Below are 16,104 nucleotides of genomic sequence, written 5' to 3' on the forward strand. Positions count from 1 at the left end.
CGTGCGGCTGCATCGCATCGTGACCCGGATGTTCCACGAGGGACGGCCGTTCCTCCCCGGCAGGGCCCACGAGCTGATGAACAGCTACGTCCACGACGTCACCGGCCTGTACGGCCTGCCTCCGCGCCCCGGCTACCTGTCCACCCGGCTCAACAGTTACGCGGAGATGGCGGAGGCCGTGGTCCCGGAGCTGGGGCCGTTGCCGGTGCCGGTCGACATGTTCGCCCTGGCGACCGCCGTGCCCGACACCGATCTGGTCCGGTCCCCGACCTCGCTCCTGGCGGACCTGCTCCCCGGAGAGCCCTTCCCGCTCGGGGTGACGGACCAGGGGGTGGTCGCGCCTTTCACCGCCCTGAAGATCCTTCGCACGTACGGGGCGTCGACCTGCGTGCTGATGGTGATGGACCAGCGGAGTCTGCCTTATGACGTGGCCGGGTCGGAGGAGGTCGTGCCGCTGCGGGACTGCGCCGCGGGCCTGGTGTTCACCGACGGCGGCGATCTGGCGGAGGGCTTCGAGGTGCGTCACTGGACCGAGATTCCCCCCGAGCGGGTGGCCGGCCTGCTCGCCGCTGAGCTGGGAGGGCATACGGCGCTGGTCGCGGGACGGGGCCTGGCGGCGACGCTCCCGAACGAGTTCGAGCACATCAGGGTCGCGCCGCCCGGATTGCCCTGCACCGGGGTCTGGGTGGCGCTGGCCGCCGCGTTGCCCGGGTGGCACCGCCGGCGAGTCGCCGTCGCCGACTACGACCGCACGATGGGCAACCTCAGCATCTGCACACTCGACACCCAAGGCGAGGCGTGATGACTTCCCACGACGAACTCCCCTACGCGACCATCCGCGCCACCGCCAGGACGGAAGGGCTGGTCGCCGCGGCGCTCCTGTTGCACGCGGGGCCGGCGGCGGGCAGGGTCGTCTACGGTCCTGCCGGCCATGCCCTCGTCCCGCGCGAGGTGGCGGGCGAGCAGGCCACGGCCACCTGCCTCGGTGAGGTGGCTCTGCACGGGCGGTCACTGGTGGCCCTGCGCGAGCCGGCGAGGGCGGAGATGAACGCCGCATGGACCCTGGGGCTGGCCTGGCTGCGCTACGGCCTGTCCGAAGGGCTCCTCGAACACTGCCGTTCCTACCTGGGCGGGCGCACGTCTGACGGGTCGCCGCTGCTGCTGCTCCAGCTGGTCAAGGCCCAGCTGGCCGAGGCGGTGATCGAGCAGTTGGAGGTCCTCACGGTGCTCGAGGGAGCGCAGCCCGGCGATCTCGACCACGACCATCTGACGGCGCTCCACCAGCGGATCACGCTGGCGGACCGCATGCTGCTGAGGCTGCTCGGCGGCAGCGGCTTTCGCGCCGACGGTCCAGGCCAGAGCGCCCACGTCTCCGAACTCCTCGCCGACGCCTACACCGGAAGGGCAGCGAAATGATCGAGTTGACCGAGCGGCAGTCGGTGCTGCGTGCCCATGCCCGCGAGTGGGCGCAGGAGCTCGCGAAGTGGGCGCTCGACCTGGAGCGCACCCCTGACCTGGTGCACGAGCTCCTCGACCTGCCCGGCATGCGGTTCCTCGCCAAGTTCTCGATTCCCGAGGAGTACGACGACGATCCGATCACGCTCGACGGCCATTCCTTCGGTGGCGGCGGGATGGAGCGGGTCACGATCTGCGAGGAGTTCGGGGCCGCCGACGCGGGCATGATGCTGGCCGCACCGGGCCCCTCCATGTCCGGGGTGCTCGTCAGCCGGCTCGGCAGCCAGGCGCAGCAGGAGCTCTTCTACGGGCGTCTCGCCGAGCGTCCCACCTGGACCTTCTTCGCGCTCACCGAGCCCGAACGCGGATCGGACGCGGGTGCGATGCAGACCACGCTCACCCAGGACGGCGATCGCCTGCTGCTCAACGGGGCCAAACGTTTCATCGGCAACGCCATCCGCGCCGACGTCGGCGTGATCTTCGCTCGGGTGAGGCCGGGTCCGCTCGGCGTCGTCGCGGTGCTCGCCGACACCGGCCACCCGGGCTTCGTCGCCACGCCGATCCCTACGGTGGGGTTGCGCGGCAACCAGGTCACCGACGTGCGCTTCTCTTCCGTCGAGATTCCAGCCGACCGGCTGCTCGGCGCGCACCTGTCGCCGTCCAGGCGCGGACTGCTCGGCGCCGTTCGCGCGCTGAATCAGCTGAGGCCCGGTGTGGCGGCCCTCGGCCTCGGGATCGCCCGCGGCGCTCACGACTACGTGCGCGCCCACCGGCGTGCGCTCACCGCGTGGGAACGCGCCGAGCTCGACGGCATCGGCCTGCGCATCGAAGGCGTGCGGCAGCTCGTCCGCCGGGCCGCCGTCGCGTCAGACCAGGATGATCCGGGTATGGGCCCGCTCGCCTCCGCGGCGAAGTCGCGCGCGGCCCGCCTGGCGGAGGACGTGACCCTGCGCACGCTCGACTTCTTCGGGCCCGGTGCGCGCCTGGAGCATCCGCTGCTCGACAAGTACGTCAGGGACGCGCGCGGCATCGAGTACATGGAGGGCACGCGGAACATCCACCATCTCAACGTCTTCCAGGGTCTCTCCCAGGGCACGATCGTCCGGAGATGACGCGATCGACCCGGTGCCCCGCGCCTCGTCAGACGACGTGTCGGGGGGCATCGTGAGCTTGTGGCGAGACTTGGAGATCTGGCGCATTCCGACCGCCCGGCCGGCGGACCTGGACGGCATGGCGAGCTGGCTCGACGAACACGAGCGCGCCCGGGCGGCGAACTTCACCGACGCGGCCGCCAGACGGCGCTTCATCGTTTCCCATGCCGGCATGAGACGTGTGCTCGGCCGGCGCATGGGCGTTCGCCCCGGTGAGGTGCGGATCGCCGTCGGCAGGCACGGCAAGCCGTACGCGCCGGCGAGGCCCGACGTGCAGTGGAACCTGTCGCACTCGGGGGACCTGGCCTTGCTGGTCGTGGCGTATGGGCGCAGTGTGGGCGTCGACGTGGAGCGGCTGCGTCCCGAGCTCGACCAGGCGGCGTTCGCCCGCAGGTTCTTCCCGGCGGGGGAGGCCGAGTTCGTCGACGGGTCGCCGGAACGCTTCGCGTGGCTCTGGACCCGGCGCGAGGCCTGCGTCAAGGCGGCCGGCGGGCGACTGGCGCAGGGTCTGCGGCTACCGGTCAACGGGCCGTCACCTGCGCTCGTCCGGGATCCGGCCGGTAGCCTGCCGGGAACGTGGCTGGTGCTGGACGTACCGGTGCCGCCCGAATTCCGGGCGGCAGCGGCGATCAGCGCTCGAACTCCTCCAACTTGGACGAATCCGACCATTTAGCACCCTGCCTTCCTTCTTGAGGGTCTGGGAAGCCGGCTACGGGCGTGTTATTCGGCTTTCGATCCCTTTCGCGGGGGACGATGTTCGGGGCGAAAAATATGGCAAGGCTCCGAACCTTCCTCCCTCCGGCGCATCTAACCCATATGTACGGCGACCATAAAGAAAAAGAGACCCGGAAGGGCATTCACAGATGCGATCGAAGCTGGCCACCCTTTTCCTCGCCACGCTCACCGCCGGCGGCTGCGTGCTCGCCGGCGCCTCACCCGCCTCGGCCACGTCGCACTACGGTAAAAGCAAATGGATCAGCGCCGAGAAGGGCTGGCAGCACGCGGGCGTGTACGTCGAACCCGGTGACATGGTGCGGATCCGCTACGTCGGCGGCCGGTGGACGGTCGACTACCGCGAGTTCCCCTACGTGTCCTCGGCCGGCTACGCCAGGCACATCGACCGCAGGATCTACCAGCAGTGCAAGATCCTCAGCAGGCACCCCCACGGCTCGATGATCGCGAAGATCAACGGAGACCACTACAGGGTCGGCAGCAGGGCCTTGATCCGGGCACGCCAGGCAGGCTTCCTCCAGCTGCGCGTCAACGACGCCAACGGTTGCCTCCGCGACAACGACGGCTCCGTCCGCGTGAAGATCACGGTCGCCGACCACTGAGAGCCGCCAACGGCGATGAGGTGAGACGCCTCCAGCAGGTGAGCGCGCAGGCCGCCACCTGACTGCGCGAGACACATCCGACAGGCACCGGTTCCGGCCGGTGCCTGTCCGTCTGATCGTCAACAAGGACACGGCGGAGCTGCTGGAGTACGCGGTCGCCGAGAAGGGTGAGGACACGACGGGGGTGACCTTCGAGGAGTTCGGCTGGACCGACAAACTGGGCCGCCGCCCGCAACGCTGACCGACTCCGCGCGGGCCAGCCAATCGGATGGGTGAGCTGTGGATGGTGGCCGGTTCCGGGGATGACGGTCACCTGGGCCTCGAGGGTGGCGTCGATTGGGCCGAGGAGGTGTCGTAGCGGTCCTCGGACAGGAGCATGATGTCTTCCAGGCTCAGGTGGTGGGCATGTCGCGTCGGGTGAATCCGGCCAGGCCGACCGCGACGAGGGCCGCCGCGACGACGGTCATGACGATGAGTGGCGTGGCCGTCATGACCCCGCCGGGAAGTTTCGGTACGTGCTCGAAGATCGACAGGTTGATGACCCATTGGTCGAGCTGCAACTCCAGGCCGACCCAGCCGAACAGCATGCTCACCATGGCCACCGCGAACGTGCCGGCGACCCGTCGGGGCAGCAGCCCGAACAGGGCGAGAGCGACCCCGGTGAACACCCATACCACAGGGAGTTGCACGAGAGCGGCGGCCAGGAGGCGGGACAGCTCACGGGCGACGTTGCCCGTGTTGAGGCCGTGCGCCAGACCGGCGGCCGTCCCGAAGGCGATCAATCCGAGCGCCGGGCCGAGCAGTACGAACACGACGTGGCTGCCCGCCCAGCGCAGCCGGCGCACCGGGGTGGCCAGCAAGGGCTCGGCCCGCCCGTCGCGCTCCTCGTTTCTGAGCAGCAGCGCGGCCTGGATGGCGAAGCCGGCGCTGACCAGGCCGAGCATGGTCATCATGGGGGCGAGGAACTGGTCGACGAGCGTGCCTGGACCGCCGAGCCGCGCCAGCGCCTCTCGGGCCGCGGCGCCGCTGTTGTCCATCAGCGTCCCAAGGCTCGCCGACATCGCGCCGACCACGAGCCCGACCACGGCGAGTCCGGCGATCCTGCTGATCAGCGGGCCGCGGTGCAGCCGCCAGGCCAGCGCCAGCGGGCTGCTCAGGCGAGGTCCGGCGGCGGCCGGGCCCAGGCGGGCGTGGAACATGCCGGCGCCGAGGTCGCGCCGCTCCGACAGCGCCACGGCCAGCACGATCAGCGCCACCACGGTGCCCGCGGCGAGCGTGAGGATCCACCAGCGTTCTCCGGAGTAGGGCCGCAGCGCCTCCGCCCAGCCGAGCGGTGTCAGCCACGACACCCACGCGGGCCCGTCACCGGACTGCGCGGCGATGTCGCCGACACCGCGCAGGATGAGTGCGGCACCGAGCACGCTGATCCCGATGGCCCGCGCGCCGCCCGCTCCCGTCGTGAGCTGCGCGGTCACGGCGCCGATCGCGGCGAACACGCAGCCGGTCACCGTGAACCCGAGCCCCAGCGCCAGGGAACCGGCGGCGGGCAGGCCCTGGCCGATCAGCGCCAGCGCCGACGCCACGCCAAGGACGAGGACGGCCCCGCAGATGACGATCAGTGTGGCGGCCAGGTCGGCATGCCGCGACAAAGCGGTGGCTCCGACCAGTTCGCGCCGCCCGGCCTCCTCTTCTGTACGCGTGTGCCGGATGACCGTGAGCAGCGCGAACAGCGCGACCATGAACGTCACGAACCCCGACCGCCACGAGACGAGCTCGCCGAGGCTGGAGCCGTTCAGCACGCCGTACGCGACGGTGAAGGCCCTGGTGTGGACGCTGGTCTCGTAGTAGTGCTGGCGGGCCTCGGCCGTCGGGTACGCCCCAGTGAACGCGCCGACGAACACCACCGGGATCACGCAGATGAGGGCCACCCACAGCGGGAGCAGCACACGATCGCGCCGCAGCACCAGGCGGATGAGCTTTCCCGTGCCGGCGAACGCGTTCATCGTCCTGCCTCCGCGTGCCGGCCCTCGACGTTCGCGGCCGCACGGTCGTAGTGCCGCAGGAACAGCTCCTCCAGCGTCGGAGGTTGGCTGACCAGGCTGCGCACGCCGGCCCGGGTGAGGTGGCGAAGTGCGAGGTCCAGCGCGGCGGCGTCGACGCTGAAGCGTACCCGGCAGCCGTCGGCGCGCAGGCCGTGCACGCCCGGCAGGCCCGCCAGCCCGTCCGGTGGGGCGGCCAGCTCGGCGTCGATGGAGGTGCGGGTGAGGTGCCGCAGCTCGGCCATGGTGCCGGTCTCGACGGTGCGGCCGTCGCGGATGATCGTGATCCGGTCACAGAGCGCCTCGACCTCGGAGAGGATGTGGCTGGACAGCAGCACCGTACGGTCACCCGTGCGTCGCACCTCCTGGACCGTCTGCCGGAAGACCTCCTCCATCAACGGGTCCAAACCGGAGGTGGGCTCATCGAGAATGAGCAGCTCGGCGTCGGAGGCCAGCGCCGCGACCAGGGCCACCTTCTGCCGGTTGCCCTTGGAGTAGGTGCGGCCCTTCTTGCGCGGATCGAGGTCGAAGCGCTCGATCAGCTCGTCACGGCGCCGCCGGTCGATCCCGCCGCGCAGCCGGCCGAGCAGGTCGATGGCCTCGCCGCCGGACAGGCCGGGCCACAGAGTGACGTCGCCGGGCACGTAGGCCAGGCGGCGGTGCAGCTCAGCGGTCTGTGTCCAGGGGTCGCCGCCGAGCAGCCGGGCGGTGCCCGCGTCGAGGCGCATCAGGCCCAGCAGGATCCGGATCGTGGTGCTCTTGCCCGCGCCGTTGGGCCCGAGGAAGCCGTGCACCTCGCCAGTCCGTACGACGAGGTCGAGGCCGTTCAGTGCCCGTGCCGGGCCGAACGACTTGACCAATCCGGCCATGGAAATGGCATCGGTCACAGTCATCATGGGTGTCCTTGAGTGGTGGTGATGCGGAGAGGACTAGAGATCGTCTCCCCGCTGGGCGTCCCAGACGGTCTGGGCGGCTTTGAGCACGGTGTCGTCGGCGTACAAGCCGTGGGTGTAGAGCTCGAGCATGGGCAGACCGATGCGCTGCAGCACGTCGGGGCCCATCCGCTCGAAGCCGAGCGCGCGGGTCAGGGGCGGCGCCATGGTCAGTGTGGCCAGGCTCACCAGCACGGTGAGCACGGCCAGCGCCCGAACGTCGGAGGACTGGCGCATCGAGCCGCTGGCGATCCCGTCCCGGAAGATCTGCTCGGTCTCCTCCACCAGCGTGTTGACGAACGTGGTGGCCGCGGAGGAGTCGTCCTCGATCGCGCGCACCATGTACTGCACATGGAGGCGGTACTCCTCCGAGTTCGACAGATATTCCTCGGACAGATCGCGCACGCCAACGATGTCGGCCACGGTCCGGGCTCTCCGCACCAGAATCTGCAGGACGTGCTCATCGCAGATGCTCCGCAGGTTGTCCTTGCTGCCGAAGTGCCGGATGACCAGGGCGGCGCTCACCCCTGCGGTGGCCGCGATGGCGCGCAGGTTCGTCTTCTGGAAGCCGTCGCGGGCGAAGTGCTCGATGGCGGCGTTACGGATCTTGGCTTGGGCGGTCAGGTCCGCCAAAGGTGCTGAACACACGTTTACAATAGTAAACGTGTGTTCAGCGCCCTGGCAATCAGGGTCAGAACATGTTGAGGATGATCTTTCCGTGGACGTCCCGTCGTTCGAGTGCCCGATGGGCGTCGGCGGCCCGGGCGAGCGGAAAGCACGCGCCGATCCGCGGCCGGATGCGCCGCGTGAGCGCCAGCTCGAACAGGTGGGTCAGCAGTGCCTGGTGCCGCGGCGGGTCCGCGGCGATCTCCCGGGGCAGCGAGCAGACGGCCGTACGCCTGCCCGGCACGAGGTTCAGCATGCGGTTGTGCAGCGCACCGCGGACGGTGTCGGCCAGCACGTGTCCGGGCCGGCCCATGAACGCGTAGCTGACCAGCACGCCGCCCGGGGCCAGCAGGCGGTGGCCGGCGCGCAGGGCGGCGCCGCCGAGGTGGTCGTAGACGATCCGGACGCCTTCGGGATGCCGGGCGCGCACGACCTGGGCGACGTCCTGGTGGCGGTAGTCGATGGGGACGATGCCGTAGTCGCGCAGCAGGTGCAGGCTGCGCGCGGAGGCGGTGCCGTACATGGACAGGCGCCGGTGCGCGCCGAGCTGGCACAGCGCGTCGCCCACACCGCCGGTAGCGCCGTGGATGAGCACGGTGTCGCCCGGGCGGGCCCGGCCATGCCGGTCCAGGAGGCTCAGCGCAGTCAGGTAGTCCAGCGGGAGGGCGGCCGCCACCAGGGTGTCCAGGCCATCCGGTACGGGGGCCAGCATCCGCACGGGCAGGTTCGCATATTCCGTGTAGCCGCCCATCCGGGTCAGGCAGGCGGCGACCCGGGCGCCGGCCACCAGCCAGGGCGGCGGCGCGTCGACGTGGTGGTCCACGACCTCGCCCACCAACTCGTACCCGGGGCTGAACGGCCGTCCCCGCTGGAAGAGGTACTCGCCCTTGCGCGCCATCACGTCGGTGTAGCCGACTCCTGCTGCCAGCACCCTGACCCTGACCTGGCCCGGCCCGGGGACGGGCGTGACCGCCTCGGCCCGCCCCAGCGTCTCCGCGTCGCCGAAGCGCCGCACCACCATCCGGCCATGCTTGATCGGCTCACTCATCGGCCGGCCTCCTTGACGGTGGACAGCCAGTCGAAGATGACCTCGTGCGCGAGGTGGACGGCCCCGTTCTGGCAGTGCAGAGCGCCGCCTTCGGCCCCGGGGAACTCGTGCACCCGGACCGAGCGCGCGCCGGTCAGCCGGCGGGCGAAGTCGTACCCGAGGCGGTTGTCGAAGAAGTGCTCGTCCTCGCCCAGCAGCACCAGGACGTCGGCCTCGATGGCATCGGCCCACGCGCGGTCGTCGTACCTGCCCATTTCCGCGACCAGGGCGGGCAGCGTGGACACGCCGAACGTCCACAGCGCGTTGCCGAGCGCCCAGCGCAGCTCAGCGTCGAAACGTGCGTTCAGCTTGATCAGGAATTGGAGCCAGGCGGGCATGGCGCCGATCCGCCCGCGCAGCAGCCGGGGCATCTTGTGGGCGAAGGCTCGTAACATGCCGGGGAAGTAGTCGAGCAGCACGATCGCGTCGTAGCGCTTCTCCATCGCGGCCGCCCGGGCCAGCAGATGGCCGCCGAAGCTCACCCCCACCCCGACGATCGCGCCGGGATCGCAGTGCCGCCGCAGCGAGTCGATCGCCGTCGCGGCCGGGCGTTCCCACCGCGACGTGAACGGCATCCCGAACTCGCGCAGCAGGTTGCCCTGCCCCGGCCCTTCGTACAGCAGCACGTGGAAGCCCCGCTCCAGCGCGCCGGCGCCGATGACGAAGTACAACTCCTCCGGCGTCGAGTCGAAGCCCCCGTGCACCACCAGCACGTCCCGGGCGTCCGGGCGCGATGACCGCAGGAAGATCGTCTCCATCTCCGCGTCCTCGTACGGTACGCGCGAGCGAGTGGCGGCCACGCCGAGGGCGGCCAGTCCGGAGTCGAACCACGTCCGGGAACGGCTCGCGCAGTCCACGCGACGAGGGTCGGCGGGCGCCAGGTAGAACTCGGCGGTGCGCATGTAGTTGCTCGCCCGCAGCAGGGCCTTGCCCCGCGAGACCGGGTCGCCCAGGCGATCGGCGCGGCCCCACGTGGCCATGGCCAGGTGGGCCCATTGCCGGTGCCAGGACTCGAAGTCGCCGGGGCGTACCCGGGAGACCGCCGAGACGACCTCTCCGTAGTCGGCTCCGTTGTACGGGCTCGACCACAGGGCCCGGACGGCTTCGAAGTGAAACGTCGGTGTCCGCGACAGGACGGTGCTGCGCATATCGCTCTCCGAGATGTGCGTCATGTCATCTAACGATATGACGCACGATATCTATGTCATGTCATCGATTCAAGTAGGATGCCTTTCCGTGGACCAGGTGCTGGAGTTCGTGCTGGCGGTCAAAGCCGTGCACCGAGAGATCAATCGACGCTTCAGCGAGGCCCTGCGGCCGCTGGGCATCACGGTGGTCCAGGCCGAGGCGATCCTCATTCTCGCCGACGACCAGCCCCTCACCCTTGGAGAGCTCGGCGCCCGCCTCATCGCCGAGACCGGTAACCCCAGCCGGCTCGTGGACCGCCTCCACAGCGCCGGACTCGTCCACCGCCATCCGTCCGCGCACGACCGCCGCCACATCGAGCTCACCCTGACCCCCCACGGGCGCGAGATGGCCACCCGCATCCAGCAGGCGCGGCGGCCGCTGCTCGAGTGGGGCGGCACGCTCCTGGACGACACCGAATTCGCCGCCGCCACCACCGCACTGCGCCGCGTCCTCAATCAGCCGTGACCCCGGGCCGGCATGGCGCCAGGTGGGTCGTGGCCTGCGAAGGCCCGGACCGCACCCCGCGGTGTTCCGCCGGCTCTCAGCGGGCGGTGGTGGCCCGGCTGTCGTAGTCCGGCAGCGGGTCGGTGTTCTTGGGGCTCATGATGCGTTCGATGCCCGCCAGGGAGTCCAGGAGCGGTGACCGGGCGATGGCGTTCCTGATACGGGCGCCGAGCCGGCTCTTGGGAATCATGAGCCGGAGGTTGGGGCCGACCTGTTGCATGCGCCGGACGGCATCTCGGAAACCGTCCTCGTATCGGCGGAAAGCGATCTCGTGGTAGCCGTCGGCGGTGGCGAGCTCGCCTGCCAGGCGGTAGGCGCCGACCATGGCCAGCCGGGCGCCGCAGCCCGACACCGGGGAAGCGCAGTAGGCGGCGTCGCCCACCAGAGCGATGCGGCCCGACGACCAAGAGGGCATACGAACCTGTGCGAGCGAGTCGACATACAGGTCGGGGTCGGCCAGGGCCCGGTCGAGCAGCGCGGGCACATGCCAGCCAAGGCCGGTGAAGGCCTCGCGCAGGAGGTCCTTGTGCCGGTCGATGTCGCGGTGGTCGTAGAGGAGCGGTTCGCGACGGTGGAACATGAAGTTGGCCTTGGCGCCCGTGTGGTTGCCCGAGCGATAGACGCCGGCCATCCTGCCGGGCTCGTTGTAGGCCGTGACCCAGCGGTTCTCGCCCAGGGCGGGATCGGCGTCGGCGAAGGCGAAGTAGTGGCCCAGGTACCGCAGGAACCGCGTCTCCGGCCCGAAGGCGAGGCGGCGGACCGTGGAGTGAATGCCGTCGGCGCCGACGACCAGGTCGAACCTGCGCGGGGATCCCTGCTCGAAGGTGACCGCGACGCTGTCATCGTCCTGGCGCAGGCTCTGGATGGAGTCGCCGAAGACGTATTCGACGCCACGTTTGGCGGTCGCGTGCAGGATGGCCGCCAGATCGGCGCGCATGATCTCGACTTCGTCGCCTCTGGGCCGCAGGTCCATCCGAGCCAGGGGCTCGCCGCTGGCGTCCAGGAACGCCATACCCACCACGTCGGCTCCTGCCGCTCTGATGCGTGGCATGACGCCCATCCGCTCGGCCACCTCGATGGCCTGGTCGCGGACGTCGACGCCGTTACCGCCGGCGCGCAGCCGCGGGGAGCGCTCGATCACCGTGGGTTCGAAGCCGCGCCTGCTCAGCCAGTGCGCGAGGGTGAGCCCGGCGATGCTCGCGCCGGAGATCAGGATGCGCCGGCTCATCGGAGCGTCACCGTCATCCGACGGGGAGCGTCGGCCGCCCGCAGCCTCCGGGCGAGCGTGTCGATGTCGTGCCGGTCGGCGCGTTCGCGTGTCTCGCCGAGCCGTACGCCGGCGGCGGAGTCAGGGGCGGTGAGCAGTGCTTGCATGGGCCCTCCCCAGGCACATAAATTACTGAAATGAGCATTCCAGTTAATGATGTGGAAGGGGCATTTCAGATGTCAACACCAAAGGCGGTCGAGGGTCAGCCGCGCCGGGCGGACGCCGTACGCAACCGGCGCCTTGCCCTGGAGGCCGCCAAAACGCTGCTCACCCGGCCCGAGACGACTCTCACAGTGGAGACCATCGCCCGCCAGGCCGGATTGGGGGCCGCAACGGTCGTACGAGCCTTCGGCACCAAGGACGCGCTCATTGACGCGGCCGTCGCCGACCTGCTCGGCCCTCTCATTCGACGCGCCCAGGAGGCGCTGGCCGAAGACGACCCGGGCACGGCGCTGCGCGGTTTCCTGCTCGAACTGATCAACTTTCAAGCGGCTCACTGGATCATGAGCGAACAGCTTGAGGGCCTGCGGGTCCCCTTGACCACCTTGCGGCGCGCCGAACTCCGCAACACGTTGCGCGACCTGATCGGCCGGGCGCAGGATGCCGGAGCGATCAGAGCCGACCTTCACCCGGCCGTCACCACGGTGTTGCTGGGTGAGGCGGCCTACGCGATCGCACGCTCGAACGAGAGCTCCCCGGAACTGGCCGCCGGCTTCGTCACGGTCATGATGGACGGCCTGCGCCCACAACCTTCGGCACCCCATGCCCCATGACCCGCGCCCGTCAGAGGCCCGTGAAGAGCAGGCCTGATCGGGGCGGCGGCCAGACGGCGGATCGCACCTCCTCGTGAACCGCGGTCAGAAGGTGGCGATCGGGTTGACCGGGCTGCCGGACGTACCGGCGAAGCGGACCGGCGCGACTGCGAGGTGGAAGTCCCACTGGCCGAGCTCGGCAGCCGTCGCCGCACACGCCTCCAGGTCGCAGTTGTCGAGCATCCACAGACCCATCGCGACGAGGCTCACGGCGTGAACCGGCATCAACACGCCTTCGTACCCCGATGGCTGAACGTCCTGGGGGGTGTCGGCGCCGATCAGCGCGACCTCCCGTTCATGCAGCCACGGCAGGCAGGACGCGTGCCACCCGGCCTGCGTGAAACCGCTGACCGCACCGGTCTCGCGCCGGACGCGGCCATAGCCGGTCCGCAGGAGTACCGCGTCGCCGGAGCGTACCCGCACACCCTGGCGGCGCTCGGCCTCTTCGAGATCGTCGGGAAACACACCCTGCCCCGGCTCCAACCACGGCACATCCCGCACGCCCGCGATGTCCAGCAGGACACCACGCGTGATGATCCCGTTCGCCGCCGCCGTGACGGCCGCCCACGCCGATCCCGTTGCGGCGCCGACCAGCGAGTGCGACCGCCCGTTGTACATCGTGCCGTCCCAGAAGATGTGGCACGGCGAGTCGATGTGGGTGAGGGTGTTGCCGTGGAAGGTGACGCCGATCCGCTCGGACGAGAAGCCCCAGCGCCGGTCGGCGTGGAATGCGGGCGGCATGTTCTCGGCACCCGGCATGTCGGCGGCGCACGGGCACGTCGTCGTCGACCGCTCCATGTCCTCCGGTACGGCGACCTCCCATGCGCACGACACGCTCCTGCCGTGGCGCACGGCCCGCGCCGCCGCCACCCGGACGTCGTCGGTGATGTGGTTGAGAGTGCCGAGCTCGTCGTCGTCGCCCCACCGTCCCCAGTTCGACAGCGTGTCGAAGTAGCCGAGCACGTCGTCCTGTGTGGGCATCGGTCGCTCTGCCGTCATCCCAGCATCGACTCCTCCGGTCACGTGGTTCGAGGCACCGCAGGCAGGGTATCCCGCCTTCTCCTTTTGACTTGACTTCGCCGGACCGGAGAGACGCCCTCGCGCCCGGAGCCCTCGGACATGCTCAGCTCGCTTGCTGCCCTCGGCACGACCGGGGGTGCTCATGCACGAGCAGACGCACGCACCTCTCCCACGCTCCTGCCCCAGCGCTCGCAAGGATCGCTGGTGGAGAGACGGCAGAACCACGGGCCTCAACGGTGCGACGTCTGAGGCACTGTCCGGCATTCTGTGATCATCCTCGGGTACGGCGATCCGTTGGCCGTCCGGCGGTGCCGGCATGCCGAGCCGAGCCTCCCAGCCCTCGGGGAGGAGCCTGCCGCGGTCGGCGACAGGGAATCCTTCGACTCGACTGCAGAATCGCGGAAAACCGCAGGTCGCAGCGGTAGGGTGCCCAAGGCCCGAACCTGAAGCCACAGATCAGGAATCTCGCGCCGAGAGCGGCGTGGAAGCGAGGGGCGTCATCGGCTGGTCAGGGGTCTCCTCCAGTCGCTGATATGCGGCTTCGATCACGTTGTCGGCGTCGATGGACGCCTCCAGCAGCGTCATGCCCCGGTCGGTGCGTCTGGTCACGGCCCGACGCCAGCGATCAAGGTTCTCCCTGCTGAGTTCGAGGAACCGGCGGGCCGGTATCGACAGCGGGGAGGTCGAGGTGATGGCGTAGATCGCCCGTACGGCCAGCGGTTCGATCATGCGCAGGCTCGCTCCCCTGCGTCGAGCGTCCAGGGCCTGGCGCATCGGCAGGACGGCGGCTCCCGCGCCGGCGACGATCAGTGGCACCAGTCCGGCGGGTTCGCTGACATCGACGACGACGGTGGGTTCGACGCCGATGGAGTCGAGGTACGCACGCCCGAACCCCCGATCGACGATCATCGGCAGGCCGTCGAGCAGGGCGGCCGGGATCGGGTCGGGGAAGCCGGCGCGCCAACTGGGCGGCAGCGCCAGCACGACCTCGCCCTCCCCGATGCGGAAGCAGTCGATTCCCTGCCGGGACACGGGCGCGACCGCGTAGGCGAGCTCGGCCTCGCCCGACCTGATCAGGTGGACGATCTCGTCGGTGTCGCCGTCGTGCTGCTTGAGCCGGACCGTGAACCCGGGATGTTGGCGGCGGAAGTGACCTACCCACGCGGCCAGGAAGTTGGACGTGAGGGAGGTGGAGATCGCCAGGTCGACCCGTCCGCGTTCGAGCCCCCGGTAACCCTCGGCGACCTGGCGGGCATGGTGCAGGTCACGGACGACCTGGCGGGCCGGCCCGACAAGCGCCTCACCGGCGGGGGCGAGCACCAGTCCGCGCCCGACCCGGCGGAACAGCTCCACGCCGAGGTCGCTTTCCAGGCGGCGGATGATCTGCGACAGGGACGGCTGTGCCAGGTAGAGCGCGGAAGCGGCCCGGGTGATGCTGCCCTGGTCGACGACGGCGAGGAAGCATTCGAGCTCGCGGACGTTCATGATGCGATCCAATGTGCGCCCTGCTCACCAGGTCAAGCGCCGCGCCAGCCGGGCGCACCCGAGTCGGCCCCGGCGCGGGGCACCGTTTGGTCCGCCTCGACGGTGACACCGTCGAGGGTGAAGGGCAGTGATGGAACGGTGTAGCGGTCACCGTCCGGCCCGATGCCCGTGGTCAGGACTCCGCTGGCATGCACGTCCGGCGCCTCGGCCACGTCGTGGTAGGTGCGCACCTCCGCCGCGACGATGCCGTGGTCGGCCAGCATCGCGAGGCACTCCTCGGTCCGCAGGACGCCGATGGCCCGCGAGATCTCCGCCAGGAGCGCCTCCCGGTTGGCGACCCGGGCGGGGTTGTCGGCGAAGCGAGGGTCGTCGATCATCCACTTTCTGTCGATGAGCCGGCACAGCCGCGCGAAGTGGTCGGCGGTGTAGGCCGACAACACGATGGTCCCGTCGGCGGTGCGTACGAGGTCGGCGGCGGGAGCGACGGTCGCCTGGCCGTTTCCCTTGCGCCGCGGCTCCTGGCCGGAGGCGTGCCATTCGCCCCACATCGCCGACTGAAGGTGGATAGCGGCGTCCAGCAGCGAGACCTCGGCGACCCCGCCCTCGCCGGTGCGCTCCCGGCGCAGGAGCGCGGCGAGGACGACCTGGACGACCGCGTAGCTGGCGGCGACGTCGGCGACGGGGAAGCCGACCCGGAGCGGATCACCGTCGAGCTCGCCGGTGATCGACATCAGCCCGCTCTCGGCCTGCGCGGCGATGTCGAGGCCGGCCCGGTTCGCCGAGGGGCCTCGGGAGCTGAAACCACGGATCGAGACGTAGATGAGCCTGGGGTTGGCCGGCCGCAGGTCGTCGGGACCGAGACCGAGGCCGGCCAGCGCGTCGGCCCGCAGGTTCTGCACGACGACGTCCGCCTCCGTGATCAGACCCAGGGCGGTGTCCCTGTCGCCGGCCTGCTTGAGGTCGAGCACGATCGAGCGCTTGCCGCGGTTGTAGGCCAGGACGATGCCCTCGCCGTAGGCGCCGATGCCGCGTGCCTGGTCGCCGGCGGGCGGCTCGATCTTGATGACCTCGGCGCCGAGGTCGGACAGCATCTGGGTCGCCGCTGGGGCGGCGATGTAGTGGCCGAACTCGACGACGCGAACTCCCGCGAGAGGGGGGGTCATG

At 70.3% G+C, this 16,104-nt stretch carries 18 protein-coding genes; 8 read left to right on the top strand and 10 right to left on the bottom strand.

What is annotated here, in order from left to right; genetic code table 11:
* The first annotated feature begins 1 nt into the window (after position 1).
* From ABGB01_RS38135 to ABGB01_RS38160, 6 genes are all read left to right on the top strand, one after another.
* Positions 2-802, top strand: a complete 801-nt coding sequence (locus ABGB01_RS38135; RefSeq protein WP_347778498.1) for a hypothetical protein — start codon at positions 2-4, stop codon at positions 800-802.
* Complete coding sequence (locus ABGB01_RS38140; RefSeq protein WP_347778500.1) at positions 802-1,416, top strand: hypothetical protein; 615 nt, start codon at positions 802-804, stop codon at positions 1,414-1,416. The genes ABGB01_RS38135 and ABGB01_RS38140 overlap by 1 nt, the downstream gene beginning before the upstream one ends.
* On the top strand, positions 1,413-2,567 hold the full coding sequence (locus ABGB01_RS38145) for an acyl-CoA dehydrogenase family protein (protein ID WP_347778501.1): 1,155 nt from the start codon (positions 1,413-1,415) through the stop codon (positions 2,565-2,567). Before ABGB01_RS38140 ends, ABGB01_RS38145 begins: the two co-directional genes overlap by 4 nt.
* A 70-nt stretch (positions 2,568-2,637) precedes the next feature.
* Positions 2,638-3,279 (top strand): 4'-phosphopantetheinyl transferase superfamily protein, encoded by a 642-nt coding sequence (locus ABGB01_RS38150; RefSeq protein ID WP_347778502.1) that lies wholly within the window; start codon positions 2,638-2,640, stop codon positions 3,277-3,279.
* Positions 3,280-3,469: 190 nt separating this feature from the next.
* Positions 3,470-3,940 carry a hypothetical protein gene (locus ABGB01_RS38155; RefSeq protein WP_347778503.1) on the top strand — a complete coding sequence of 157 codons (471 nt, stop codon included), beginning with the start codon at positions 3,470-3,472 and terminating at the stop codon, positions 3,938-3,940.
* A gap of 100 nt (positions 3,941-4,040) precedes the next feature.
* Positions 4,041-4,181 (top strand): hypothetical protein, encoded by a 141-nt coding sequence (locus ABGB01_RS38160; protein WP_347778504.1) that lies wholly within the window; start codon positions 4,041-4,043, stop codon positions 4,179-4,181.
* A gap of 151 nt (positions 4,182-4,332) precedes the next feature.
* Here ABGB01_RS38160 and ABGB01_RS38165 read toward each other — a convergent pair whose 3' ends face one another.
* The 5 genes from ABGB01_RS38165 to ABGB01_RS38185 are packed head-to-tail and all read right to left on the bottom strand — an operon-like array spanning position 4,333 to position 9,836.
* Positions 4,333-5,943, bottom strand: a complete 1,611-nt coding sequence (locus tag ABGB01_RS38165; protein WP_347778505.1) for an ABC transporter permease — start codon at positions 5,941-5,943, stop codon at positions 4,333-4,335.
* Positions 5,940-6,866: an ABC transporter ATP-binding protein gene (locus ABGB01_RS38170; RefSeq protein WP_347778595.1), complete on the bottom strand. Its 927-nt coding sequence runs from the start codon at positions 6,864-6,866 to the stop codon at positions 5,940-5,942. Before ABGB01_RS38170 ends, ABGB01_RS38165 begins: the two co-directional genes overlap by 4 nt.
* Positions 6,867-6,908: 42 nt before the next feature.
* Positions 6,909-7,559: a TetR family transcriptional regulator gene (locus tag ABGB01_RS38175; RefSeq protein ID WP_347778506.1), complete on the bottom strand. Its 651-nt coding sequence runs from the start codon at positions 7,557-7,559 to the stop codon at positions 6,909-6,911.
* Between the two features lie 43 nt (positions 7,560-7,602).
* On the bottom strand, positions 7,603-8,625 hold the full coding sequence (locus ABGB01_RS38180) for a zinc-binding dehydrogenase (RefSeq protein ID WP_347778507.1): 1,023 nt from the start codon (positions 8,623-8,625) through the stop codon (positions 7,603-7,605).
* A complete protein-coding gene (locus ABGB01_RS38185; protein ID WP_347778508.1) occupies positions 8,622-9,836 on the bottom strand; it encodes an alpha/beta fold hydrolase in 1,215 nt (404 codons plus the stop codon). The genes ABGB01_RS38180 and ABGB01_RS38185 overlap by 4 nt, the downstream gene beginning before the upstream one ends.
* 64 nt (positions 9,837-9,900) lie before the next feature.
* On the opposite strand from ABGB01_RS38185, the gene ABGB01_RS38190 reads away from it, so the two are divergent.
* Positions 9,901-10,317, top strand: a complete 417-nt coding sequence (locus tag ABGB01_RS38190; protein ID WP_347778510.1) for a MarR family transcriptional regulator — start codon at positions 9,901-9,903, stop codon at positions 10,315-10,317.
* Between the two features lie 76 nt (positions 10,318-10,393).
* Here ABGB01_RS38190 and ABGB01_RS38195 read toward each other — a convergent pair whose 3' ends face one another.
* Both ABGB01_RS38195 and ABGB01_RS38200 read right to left on the bottom strand, forming a co-directional pair.
* The gene (locus tag ABGB01_RS38195) at positions 10,394-11,584 is read right to left on the bottom strand and encodes an FAD-dependent monooxygenase (RefSeq protein WP_347778511.1); all 1,191 of its coding nucleotides are present in this window, start codon (positions 11,582-11,584) and stop codon (positions 10,394-10,396) included.
* Complete coding sequence (locus tag ABGB01_RS38200; protein ID WP_347778513.1) at positions 11,581-11,730, bottom strand: hypothetical protein; 150 nt, start codon at positions 11,728-11,730, stop codon at positions 11,581-11,583. The genes ABGB01_RS38195 and ABGB01_RS38200 overlap by 4 nt, the downstream gene beginning before the upstream one ends.
* A 30-nt stretch (positions 11,731-11,760) precedes the next feature.
* Between ABGB01_RS38200 and ABGB01_RS38205 the strand changes: the two genes are divergently transcribed.
* Positions 11,761-12,396, top strand: a complete 636-nt coding sequence (locus ABGB01_RS38205) for a TetR/AcrR family transcriptional regulator (protein ID WP_347778515.1) — start codon at positions 11,761-11,763, stop codon at positions 12,394-12,396.
* Positions 12,397-12,480: 84 nt separating this feature from the next.
* On the opposite strand, the gene ABGB01_RS38210 is transcribed toward ABGB01_RS38205, so the two are convergent.
* From ABGB01_RS38210 to ABGB01_RS38220, 3 genes are all read right to left on the bottom strand, one after another.
* Positions 12,481-13,434 carry a cyclase family protein gene (locus tag ABGB01_RS38210; RefSeq protein WP_347778516.1) on the bottom strand — a complete coding sequence of 318 codons (954 nt, stop codon included), beginning with the start codon at positions 13,432-13,434 and terminating at the stop codon, positions 12,481-12,483.
* Positions 13,435-13,911: 477 nt separating this feature from the next.
* A complete protein-coding gene (locus ABGB01_RS38215) occupies positions 13,912-14,940 on the bottom strand; it encodes a LysR family transcriptional regulator (protein ID WP_347778518.1) in 1,029 nt (342 codons plus the stop codon).
* 32 nt (positions 14,941-14,972) lie between these two features.
* On the bottom strand, positions 14,973-16,103 hold the full coding sequence (locus ABGB01_RS38220; protein ID WP_347623104.1) for a CoA transferase: 1,131 nt from the start codon (positions 16,101-16,103) through the stop codon (positions 14,973-14,975).
* Position 16,104: the final 1 nt, after the last annotated feature.

It is taken from the genome of Nonomuraea sp. B5E05, assembly GCF_039880665.1.
Classification (GTDB): Bacteria; Actinomycetota; Actinomycetes; order Streptosporangiales; family Streptosporangiaceae; genus Nonomuraea.